The organism is Nocardia wallacei, assembly GCF_029868745.1.
Classification (GTDB): Bacteria; Actinomycetota; Actinomycetes; order Mycobacteriales; family Mycobacteriaceae; genus Nocardia; species Nocardia wallacei_B.
Window position 1 is genome coordinate 64302 of record NZ_JARWOP010000226.1, and the last position, 11357, is coordinate 75658.

Annotated in this window: 6 protein-coding genes and 1 pseudogene; 5 read left to right on the top strand and 2 right to left on the bottom strand. The window is 67.2% G+C overall.

What is annotated here, in order from left to right:
• Positions 1-5 precede the first annotated feature (5 nt).
• Positions 6-3392 carry a 4Fe-4S dicluster domain-containing protein gene (locus tag QH470_RS19300; protein WP_280273783.1) on the top strand — a complete coding sequence of 1129 codons (3387 nt, stop codon included), beginning with the start codon at positions 6-8 and terminating at the stop codon, positions 3390-3392.
• Positions 3393-3881: 489 nt separating this feature from the next.
• Positions 3882-4697: a lytic polysaccharide monooxygenase gene (locus QH470_RS19305; RefSeq protein WP_280273784.1), complete on the top strand. Its 816-nt coding sequence runs from the start codon at positions 3882-3884 to the stop codon at positions 4695-4697.
• Between the two features lie 87 nt (positions 4698-4784).
• Here the strand turns inward: QH470_RS19305 and QH470_RS19310 are convergent, their stop codons facing one another.
• Complete coding sequence (locus QH470_RS19310; RefSeq protein ID WP_280273785.1) at positions 4785-4979, bottom strand: hypothetical protein; 195 nt, start codon at positions 4977-4979, stop codon at positions 4785-4787.
• A 635-nt stretch (positions 4980-5614) separates the two neighbouring features.
• Positions 5615-6064: a hypothetical protein gene (locus QH470_RS19315; RefSeq protein WP_280273786.1), complete on the bottom strand. Its 450-nt coding sequence runs from the start codon at positions 6062-6064 to the stop codon at positions 5615-5617.
• A gap of 200 nt (positions 6065-6264) precedes the next feature.
• Between QH470_RS19315 and QH470_RS19320 the strand changes: the two genes are divergently transcribed.
• From QH470_RS19320 to QH470_RS19330, 3 genes and pseudogenes are all read left to right on the top strand, one after another.
• Complete coding sequence (locus tag QH470_RS19320; protein WP_483243880.1) at positions 6265-7656, top strand: helix-turn-helix domain-containing protein; 1392 nt, start codon at positions 6265-6267, stop codon at positions 7654-7656.
• Between the two features lie 13 nt (positions 7657-7669).
• On the top strand, positions 7670-8926 hold the full coding sequence (locus QH470_RS19325) for a pyridoxal phosphate-dependent aminotransferase (protein ID WP_280273788.1): 1257 nt from the start codon (positions 7670-7672) through the stop codon (positions 8924-8926).
• Between the two features lie 316 nt (positions 8927-9242).
• A pseudogene (locus tag QH470_RS19330) lies at positions 9243-10508 on the top strand (YibE/F family protein); the annotation flags it as partial.
• Between the last annotated feature and the right edge of the window lie 849 nt (positions 10509-11357).

Genomic DNA, 11357 nt, shown 5'->3' on the forward strand with positions numbered 1-11357 from the left:
GCGACGTGAATGCCCTGACAGTGACGCTGGGCGCGATTGGGGTGGCGTTCAGCCTGGTGGCTTGGGCGTCATTCATCGGCGGCGTCGGCACAATGATCCGCGCCATCATGATCGGACAGCCCGCCCCCGACCGCTGGCGGCCGTTCTTCCCCCGCTTGAAGACGATGATCGTCGAGTTCCTGGCCCATACGCGGATGAACAAGTTCCGCACCGTGGGATGGGCGCACTGGCTGGTGATGATCGGCTTCCTGGCCGGATTCATCCTGTATTTCGAGGCATACGGGCAGACCTTCGAGCCCGAGTTCCACTGGCCGATCTTCGGCGATTGGCACATCTATCACCTCGCCGACGAGTTGCTCGGCATCGCCACCGTGATCGGCATCGTGACGCTGATCGTCATTCGCCAGCTCAACCATCCCCGGGTGCCGCAGCGGTTGTCGCGCTTCAGCGGTTCGCGGTTCGGACCCGCGTACACGATCGAGCTGATCGTGCTCATCGAGGGCCTCGGCATGGTTCTGGTGAAGGCCGGCAAGATCGCCACCTACGGCCACGCCACCGCGTGGACCGACTTCTTCACCATGCAGGTCGCCAAGCTGCTGCCGTCGAGCGTCGCCATGGTGGCGGTGTTCGCGTTCATCAAGATGGTGTCGGGTAGCACCTTCCTGCTGCTGGTCGGCCGCAACATCAACTGGGGTGTCGCGTGGCACCGGTTCGCGGCCTTCTTCAACATCTACTTCAAGCGCGAGAACGACGGCGGCGTCGCGCTGGGCGCGGCCAAGCCGATGACCTCCGACGGCAAGGCGCTGCTGGACATGGAGGAGATCGACCCCGACAACGACACCCTCGGTGTCGGCCGGGTCGAGGACTTCTCGTGGAAGGGCTGGCTGGACTTCACCACCTGCACCGAGTGCGGTCGCTGCCAGAGCCAGTGCCCCGCGTGGAACACCGGCAAGCCGCTGTCGCCGAAGCTGCTGATCATGTCGCTGCGCGACCACGGCGTCGCGAAGGCGCCGTACCTGCTGGCCGGTGGCCGCAAGGACATGGGCGGCGACGAGGTCGGCCTGGTCGACGCCGAGGGCAAGCCGAACGAGGCCGCGCTGGCGAAGATCTCGGACGCGGCGAAGGCCGAGGCGGAGCGGCCGCTGGTCGGCGGCGAGGACGTCGGCGGCATCATCGACCCCGAGGTGCTGTGGAGCTGCACCACCTGCGGCGCGTGCGTGGAGCAGTGCCCGGTGGACATCGAGCACGTCGACCACATCATCGACATGCGCCGGTACCAGGTGCTGATCGAGTCGGAGTTCCCCTCCGAGCTGGCGGGCCTGTTCAAGAATCTGGAGAACAAGGGCAACCCCTGGGGCCAGAACGCCAAGGACCGGCTGAACTGGATGTCGGAGCTGGACTTCGACATTCCGGTGTTCGGCCAGGACGCCGAGAGCTTCGACGGCTACGAGTACCTGTTCTGGGTCGGCTGCGCCGGCGCCTACGAGGACCGCGCCAAGCGGACCACCAAGGCCGTCGCCGAACTGCTGGCCACCGCGGGCGTGAAGTTCATGGTGCTGGGCGCGGAGGAGACCTGCACCGGCGACTCGGCGCGCCGCGCGGGCAACGAGTTCCTGTTCCAGCAGCTGGCCATGCAGAACATCGAGACGCTGAACTCGGTGTTCGAGGGTGTCGAGGATTCGAAGAAGAAGATCGTCGTCACCTGCGCGCACTGCTTCAACGCGCTCAACAACGAGTACCCGCAGGTGGGCGGCACCTACGAGGTGGTGCACCACACTCAGCTGCTGAACCGCCTGGTGCGGCAGAAGAAGCTGGTGCAGGTGAAGCCGGTGTCGGAGAAGGTCACCTACCACGACCCCTGCTACCTCGGCCGGCACAACAAGATCTACAACGCGCCGCGTGAGTTGATGAGCGCCTCGGGCGCGAAGGTCACCGAGATGCCGCGGCACGGCGAGCGGTCCATGTGCTGTGGCGCCGGCGGCGCCCGGATGTGGATGGAGGAACAGCTCGGCAAGCGCGTGAACCTCGACCGCACCGACGAGGCGCTGGCCGCCCTCGGCGGCGGCAACGAGCCGTCGATGATCGCCACCGGCTGCCCGTTCTGCCGCGTGATGCTCACCGACGGCGTGACCGCGCGCAAGGATTCCGGCGAGGTCGGCCAGGGCGTCGAGGTGGTCGACGTGGCGCAGCTGATGCTGCAGTCGATCGACCGGGTCGAGCCGGGCACGCTGTCGGAGAACCTGAAGGTGATCCAGGAGCCCAAGCGGGTTGAGCCGGAACCGGTTTCGGAGCCCGAGCCGGTGGCCGAGGCGGCCCCCGCGCCCGCCGAGCCCAAGGCCGCTCCCGCGACGGGTAAGGGCCTGGGCATGAAGGGTGGCGGCAAAGCGCCCGGCGGTGGCTTGGGTATGAAGGGTGGCGGCAAGGCACCGGGTGGCGGCCTGGGTATGAAGGGCGCGGCCAAGGCGCCCGGCGGCAAGGCCCCCGCGGCCGCCGAGGAGTCCGGCGAGGCGCCTGCGGCACCGGCCAAGGGTCTGGGCATGAAGGGTGCGGCGAAAGCGCCCGGCGGCAAGGGTCTTTCGATGAAGGGTGCCGCGAAGGCGCCCGGCGCGAAGGCAACCGATGCCGAGCCCGCGGCGGAGTCCGCCACCGAGGCCCCCGCGGCCCCGACCGCCAAGCCGGGCGGTCTGGGCATGAAGGGCGGCGCCAAGGCGCCCGGTGGCAAAGGCCTGGCGATGAAGGGTGCGGGCAAGGCGCCCGGCGCGAAGTCGGCATCCGCGGAATCGGCCGCGGACTCCGCACCGGCGGAAGCTGCTGCCGAGTCGGCTTCGGAGAGCACCACATCCGGTGCGACGGATTCGGCTGCGGCGGAATCGGGTCCCGTGGAGTCGAAGCCGACGGTCGCACCGAAGGGCCTCGCGATGAAGTCCGGCTTCAAGAAGCCCGGAGCCAAAGCGCCCGGCTCGCCCAAGCCCGCAGCCGCCGAACCGGCAACGCCCGCCGAGTCGGCCGCACCTGCCGAGTCCGCGTCGGAGAGCACCACATCCAGTGCGACGGATTCGGCCGCGGCGGAATCGGGTCCCGTGGAGTCGAAACCGACCGTGGCACCGAAGGGGCTGGCGATGAAGTCCGGCTTCAAGAAGCCCGGAGCCAAAGCGCCCGGCTCGCCCAAGCTCGCGGCGGCCGAACCGGCGGCAGCGGAACCGGCTGCTACCGAATCGGGTTCGGCGGAACCGACACCCGGAGCCGTTGCGGAGCCGGTGCAGGCCGACGAGTCTGCTTCGTCCGGGGCGGCGTCGGATGCGGGCAATGGCGATGCGCCCAAGCCTCCGACGGCCAAGCCGGGCGGACTGGGCTTCAAGTCCGGGGCCAAGGCTCCGGGGCGGAAGAACTGATCCGCTCGTAAGCACACCCGAGGGTGGCGTCGCCGGTATCGGCGGCGCCACCCTCGGTCGTTTCCGAGGTCGCTGTGTCGAGCGGTATCGCGGGCAACTGTGCAATTGCACAAAGGTCGGTTGATAACAGTGCCGATGATCAGTCGCATTGCCCATTCCGGAATTTCATTCGATGGGTTATGCGGACAAGTTTGCCGATCAGCAAACAAACCGACCGGACAGAGTTGTGCGGCAATCGGCGATTGGTAATGCGAATTCACTATTTAACCTGTTCACACCCACTGACCGAATTGCGTAATCGACTCATCTGTGACGAGTCGGCCAGGGAGGGTTTGACTGCCCGATTGCTGCCACCTAGGTTTCAGAACACCTAGGTTTCGAGGAAAAGTTTCCGCCAAAATGATCCGAATCCATCACGGAACTATCACGTAGCGATCACAGGACCGCGTGCCGGCGCGCCGTCCGCACAATCTCTCACAAGGAGTATCAGTGAGCAAAAGAATGCTGTCCCTCGTCGGCGCGGCCGCCGGAATCGCGCCGATCCTCGTCGCACTGCTGCCCACCGCCACCGCGAGCGCACACGGGTACGTCTCGTCACCGCCGAGCCGGCAGGCGCAATGCGCCCAAGGCCTGGTGTCCTGCGGCGACATCAGCTACGAGCCGCAGAGCGTGGAGGGACCCAAGGGCCTGAAGAGTTGCGGGGCGAACAAGTACCCCGAACTCGACGACGACAGCAAGGGCTGGAAAGTCCAGAACGTCGGCAGCAAGGTGGATTTCACCTGGACGAACACGGCTCAGCACCGCACCGCGGACTGGGAGTACTTCATCGGCGACACCCAGGTGGGCAAGGTCGACGGCAAGAACGAGCTGCCGGGCGAGTCGGTCACGCACTCGATCGATCTGAGCAAGTTCAGCGGCAAGCAGAAGCTGCTCGCGGTGTGGAACATCGGGGACACCTCGAATGCCTTCTACTCCTGCGTCGACCTGAACATCGGCGACGGATCATCCGGCGGCACGACGACCACGGCGCCGACCACCACCCCGGCGCCGCCCACGTCGACCCAGCCGACCACGCCGTCCCAGCCCACCACATCCCAGCCGACCACCTCGCCGCAACCCACCACCAGCGCACCGCCGACCTCGACCCCGGGCGGCTCCGCCCAGGCATGGCGACAGGGCGCCGACTACAGGGTCGGCGACGTGGTTACTTACGAAGGCGCTCGATACAAGTGCCTGCAGGCCCACACTGCCTACGACCCGGGCTGGACCCCCGCGGCCACGCCCGCCCTCTGGCAGCAGGCGTGAGCGCTCCGGCGCGAGAATGAGACGAATTCGGCTGCGGCACACGCGGTGCCGCAGCCGAATTCGTCACCACCCGGAGCAGCCCGGGAATCACGTTCCCATATGCGGCGAATCGGCCGGAATCATCCGATTCGCCTCCACCAGAACAGCTTTGGCGTGACGCTTCGCCGCGCACAGATGCTCGATGTGCACCTGCATCACGAGATGCGCCTGTTCGGGAGTCCACGATTCACCGGGCGACGGTGCCGAACACACCATCAGCACCGGGTGAGCCTGCGGCAGCATCAGCTCGACCTTTCTGCAGAACCTACCTGTCGGATCTCAACGCGGGACGCCGAATGGTGTCTGAATGTTCACCGACACAAAATTCCTATCACCGACCGAAGCCATGTCCTATTGCCGGCTCGGGTGGTAGCGACCGCTACGGAATGCTGCGTAATAACGGATTCGATATATGTAAAACAGTCATGAGCAGGTCCTGCCCGAACTGGACACACCGCACCGACGCCCCCGCCCTGATAGCCATCGGCAATCATCGGGCACACGCCGATTAAGAAGCAACGTATTCAGCAATAACTGACGACCACGCATTATCTGATCATCGAGACGAGCATGGTTTTCATTTCCACAACAGCCGTACCAGACAGTAAGATCAGCAAACTCGCAGCGATATTGTGATATAGATCACAATCACGTCTCAGTAACGAGATTACAGAGATTTGCCGAGTGCTTCGACTTTCCGGCTCGGATAATCCGGGTCCGCCCCGTCGACTGCCAAAGTGGGGCGGACCCGGCCGCGGGGCGGCGAGGACCGGTCGGCGGGCAGTACTACCCCCCCCCCCCCACCCCCGGCCCCCCCCCCCCCCCCCCCCCCCCCCCCCCCCCCCCCCGGCCGCGGGACGGCGAGGACCGGTCTGCGGTCAGTCCTCGCCCCCGCCTCCCACCGCCAGAGCCGTCGCGATGACCACCGAGAGGGGTGGAAGTTCGTCGTCGCGGCTCGGTGGCCGGACCCAGTGGCACCCTTCTCTGGTCCAACGGCCGAGGCCGGTCGGCAACATCACGGCGCTTCCGGCGATGGGAATGCCTATGTCCGAACGGTTCAGCGCGTCCAGCACCGCGGCGCCGGGACGGCTGTCGGGCGCCACCAGAAAACTCCAGCGGATCTGCCGGGCCAGCGTCGGCCCATCGGCGCCCTGTGTGGTGAGGGAATCCCGGACGCCGCCGGCATATGCGGTGGGCAGATGCACGACGCCGACGCGCCCGGTGATCGGAAGCATGACGAACCCACCGCGCTCGTGCACCGGCAGTCCGTACTCGTATCGGTAGAACGCCACCCAATCCTCGACGGTCCTGAGTTTCTCCACGTTCACGGCGAGCTCCCTCGATCCTCATCCAGGATCCCGCCTCGCCGACCGATCCGGAACGCCCGCACACCCTCCTTGCGCTGCCTTTCCGCTGCCTTTGCCGAGAGATCTCCGAAACCGCTGATACCAGCTCGGTTTCGGCTGTGGCTGCGATCACTGCGCGCTCGTACTCTGGAGTACGGAGTTCGTGCGGAAGGGATGACATCGTGGTCCGGCAGTGGTCAGGTAGGGAAGCCCGTGCCCTCCGCGATGCCAAGCGGATGAGTATCCGGGAATTCGCTGCGCACCTGGGTGTGCACGAACGACTGGTCTCGAAGTGGGAGGCGGGGGGCGCTCGGGTACATCCCCGCCCGGTCAACCAGGCCGCTCTGGACACATCTCTTGCCAGGTCCGACGAGGTCGTGCGGGCACGTTTCGCGGCGTTGGTCGATCAGCCCCTGATCGATCGGCCCGCGCCGGACATCGATGCGCGCCCGGCAGATTCGGCGCGCGCCAAGTATTCGAGCGACGCGGAACTTCTGGCTCTGGTTGACACCGGTGCGATGAGAGGTGATGCGTCAGCCGAGATTTCGGAGAGGGATCTGATCATGGCGGCTGCCCATGAAGCCAGCGAACACGCCGGTCGGGCCGAGATCACCAACGTGGGTGCCACCGCTCTGGAGCAACTCGACGCCGACGTCATGCGCATCGCCAACGACTATGTGCACGTGCCGCCGGTTCCGATGATGGTGGAGATGCTGCGGGTGCGCAGGCGCGTCTACCGACTGCTGGAGGGACATCAGAGACCTTCGGACACAACACATCTGTATCTGCTGGCCGGCACGCTGTCCGGGCTGCTCGCCAATGCCAGCACCGACCTGGGATACCACGACGCCGCCGGTGAGCAGGCCCGCGCCGCCTGGGCCTACGCGGAACTGTGCGGGCACAACGGGTTACGCGCCTGGACCCGCGGGATGCAGGCGCTGATCGAGTACGGATCGCACCGCCCGCGGCACGCGGTGACGCTGGCGCAGAGCGGGCAGCAGTACGCCGAGTCGGCGACCGCGCGGGTGCGGCTGCACAACATCGAGGCCCGTATCTGGGCCAAGCTGGGCAGCCCCGCCGACACCGAACGCTGCATCGGCGCCGCCGACGGCGCCCGGGACGGCAACGGCACCGACAACCTGCACGACGAGGTCGGCGGGGTGTTCGGCTTCAACGAGCCGAAGAGTCAGTACTACGCCGGCGCCACCTATATCCATCTGGGCCAGGCCGCACCCGCATTGCAGGCCACCCAGCGGGCGATCGAGCTGTACGCCAACGGCCCCGAGGAGCGGCGCTCCTACGGCGCGGAATCCCTGGCGCGCGTGGACAATGCGACCGCGCACCTGATCAACGGCAGTCTCGACGGCGCCGCCGCGGCGCTGACCCCGGTGCTGGAGCTGGCCGAGGACAAGCGCATCGCGCAGCTCGAGGAGCGGCTCAGCGGCATCCGGCGGCGCATCGCCGGACCCGAGTTCCGCGACGCGAGCGAGGCCCGCCGGCTCGACGAACGCATCGAGGAGTTCTGCGTGGCCAACGCCGCTCGCGGGGTGATCCCGGCCGGGGGCGGCTCCTGATCCAACTGGCACCATGGGACGGGTGAGCCCTACCAGCCAGTCACCTCTGCCCCCGCGGACCCTGGAGCAGTCCACCAAGCTCCAGAACGTCGTCTACGAGATCCGCGGGCCGGTACACGCGCACGCGGCGCGGCTGGAGGCCGAGGGGCACCGGATCCTGAAGCTGAACATCGGCAATCCCGCGCCGTTCGGCTTCGAGGCGCCGGATGTGATCATGCGGGACATGATCGCGGCGCTGCCGTACGCGCAGGGCTATTCGGAGTCCAAGGGGATTCTGTCGGCGCGCCGGGCCATCGTGACGCGCTACGAGCTGGTACCCGGCTTCCCGGAGTTCGACGTCGACGACGTCTACCTGGGCAACGGCGTCTCCGAGCTGATCACCATCACCATGCAGGCCCTGCTGGACAACGGCGACGAGGTGCTGCTCCCGGCCCCCGACTATCCGCTGTGGACGGCGATGACCAGCCTGGCCGGCGGCACCCCGGTGCACTATCTGTGCGACGAGTCCAACGGCTGGCAGCCCGATATCGCCGACATCGAGTCGAAGATCACCGACAAGACCAAGGCGCTGCTGGTGATCAACCCCAACAACCCGACGGGCGCGGTGTACTCGTCGGAGGTGTTGCAGCAACTGGTCGACCTGGCCCGCAAGCATCGGCTGCTGCTGCTGGCCGACGAGATCTACGACAAGATCCTCTACGACGACGCCAAGCACATCTCGCTCGCGTCCCTGGCGCCCGACCTGCTGTGCCTGACCTTCAACGGCCTGTCCAAGGCGTACCGGGTGGCCGGATACCGGTCCGGCTGGCTCGTGATCACCGGGCCGAAGGAGCATGCCGCCGGATTCCTCGAGGGTATCGATCTGCTGGCCTCCTCCCGCCTGTGCCCGAATGTGCCTGCGCAGCACGCGATTCAGGTGGCGCTCGGCGGGCATCAGAGCATCGAGGACCTGATCCTGCCGGGCGGGCGGCTGCTCGAGCAGCGCGATGTGGCGTGGGAGAAGCTGAACATGATCCCCGGGGTGTCGTGTGTGAAGCCGAAGGGCGCGCTGTACGCGTTCCCGCGGCTGGATCCCGAGGTGTACGAAATCCACGACGATTCCAAGCTGATCCTGGACCTGCTGTTGCAGGAGAAGATCCTGATGGTGCAGGGCACCGGCTTCAACTGGCCGCACCATGATCATCTGCGGATCGTGACGCTGCCGTGGGCGCGGGACCTGGCGGTCGCGATCGAGCGTTTCGGCAACTTCCTCGCGGGTTATCGGCAGTGATTCCGGTACAGACCTCAACACTCGCGAAAACAGACCGTGAGTACGAATAAGTGCGCTGTTTAAAGACTTAGCTAGCGCAAAGAATGGCCGTTTGTGTACAGTGGGCCTTGGCACTCAGGTGCCCCCGGCCGAGCCGCCTACCCCCCTGGGCCGCTCGGCCCTGGATTCGACCGCCTACCCCCCTGGGCCGTCGAATCTCTCGGGCGGCGGAGACATCCCCCTGCTCTCCGCCGCCCCTCCCACCTCTTCCCGTCGCGTGAGCAGCGCGTACCCGCCGTCGCGATGTCGACAATCGAAACCAATTAGGCTCGCAGCGGTGAGCGACCACCACCATCACCACGATCACTCCGGACCGATCGCCATTGGCGCCACGGCGGCCAAGGTCGTGGTCGGGCTACTGGCCGGCATCGGCGTGCTGGTGCTGTTCGGTTTGTTCTGGCTGTGGCCGAGTCACCAGCACGTCGACATTCCGCTGCCGATGCAGAACGGCGGCGGCGGGGCCGTGCACACCGAGGCGGGCACCGTGACCATGCAGGACCTCGGTCCCTGCGGCAGCCTGTCCAACGGCCGCGTGTTCGACGACACGCCGAATGCGCCGCGCGCCAACGGTTACAACTGCCAGCGCAGTCTGGTCTCCATCGATTCCGGGCCGGATCAGGGCAAGCACACGCTGTTGGAGATCGCGCCCGGCCCGGGGCAGCCCGATCTGCGGGTGGGCGACGACATTCGGGTCGTCCGGCAGGCCGATCCGGGCGGCACCACCATCTACTCCTTCGACGACTACGCGCGCGGGCTGCCGCTGACGATCATCGCGCTGGCGTTCGTCGCGGTCATCGTGATCGTGGCGCGCTGGCGCGGGCTGCGAGCCGTGCTCGGCCTGGGTTTCGCGTTCGGGGTGCTGGTGATGTTCCTGCTGCCTGCCCTGCTGGACGGGAAACCGGCCGTGCCGGTGGCATTGGTGGCCGGGTCGCTGATCCTGTACGCCGTGCTGTATCTCGCGCACGGGGTGAATCTGCGGACGAGTTCCGCGCTGCTGGGGACGCTCAGCGCGATGGTGCTGGCCGCGGTGCTGTCCTGGGTGGCGCTCGAGATCACCCATCTGACCGGACTCTCCGAGGAGCAGAACGCCAACGTCGCGACGTATCTGCAGCATGTGAGCATCACCGGACTGCTGCTGGCCGGGTTCATCATCGGCTCGCTCGGTGTGCTCAACGACGTCACCATCACCCAGGCGTCGGCCGCGTTCGAACTCGCCGCGCTCGACGAGAAGGCCTCGCGCCGAGAGATTTTCACCGCGGCCATGCGGGTGGGCCGTGACCACATCGCCAGTACCGTCTACACGCTGGTGCTCGCCTACGCCGGTGGGGCGCTGCCGCTGCTGCTGTTGTTCTCGGTGGCCGGGCGTTCGTTCCGGGACGTGCTCACCGGCGACGCGGTGGGGATCGAGATCACCCGATCCGCCGTCGGTGGTATCTGCCTGGCCCTGTCGGTGCCGCTCACCACGGCGATCGCTGTGATGCTGGCCCGGCCGCTCGGGTACGTGCCCGCGTCCGACCCGCCTCACCGCTCCCGCCATGCCCGCGGCGCGGAGTCGCGCGGTGGAGCGGAATCCGCGCGCGGGCCGGAGTCGAAGACCGGTGCGGCACAGCGCAACTCGGCTGCCGCACGATCCGCGCGCGCGGCGGCCGGTGCCACCGCGGCGAATCGCGCACCGCGCCGCGAAGCCGTCGCGCCGGGCGAATCGTTCGACGCGTTCGACGACGAAGCCACACCGCCCGAAGGGTTTTCGGCGTACTACCCGCCGGAGGACCCCCGGGGCGTTCGAGACGAGCGTTCGAGTTATCCCCATCGCTCCACAGGCAGCGCTGCGGGCGGGTCCCGCGACTATCCCCACGCCGAAACGGGTTATGCGCCTTCAGATCCCGGCTACACCCTCTCGGAATCCGACTACTCCCCCTCGGAGTCTGGTTACTCCCCCTCCGAACGCGGCTACTCCCTGTCTGACCCGGGTTACTCCCCCGCCGAACCGGGCTACTCACCGTCTGGACCGGGCTACTCACCGACGGCACCGGGCTACTAAGCCCCCGAGCCAGGCTAATCACCGCCGGAAGCGGGCTCGTCCGCGGCCGACTCCGGGTGGGGGGCTGCCTATCCGGCCTCCGCGGGGGCGTCGGCGGGGTCGGCGGGGGAGTAGCCCGTTTCAGTCGGGGAGTAGCCTGGCTCGGTGGCGGAGTAGCCCGGTTCAGACGGGGAGTAGCCAGGCTCGGTGGCGGAGTAGCCCGGTCCAGACGGAGAGTAGCCCGGTCCAGACGGAGAGTAGCCCGGTTCGGCGGGGGAGTAACCCGGGTCAGACAGGGAGTAGCCGCGTTCGGAGGGGGAGTAACCAGACTCCGAGGGGGAGTAGTCGGATTCCGAGAGGGTGTAGCCGGGA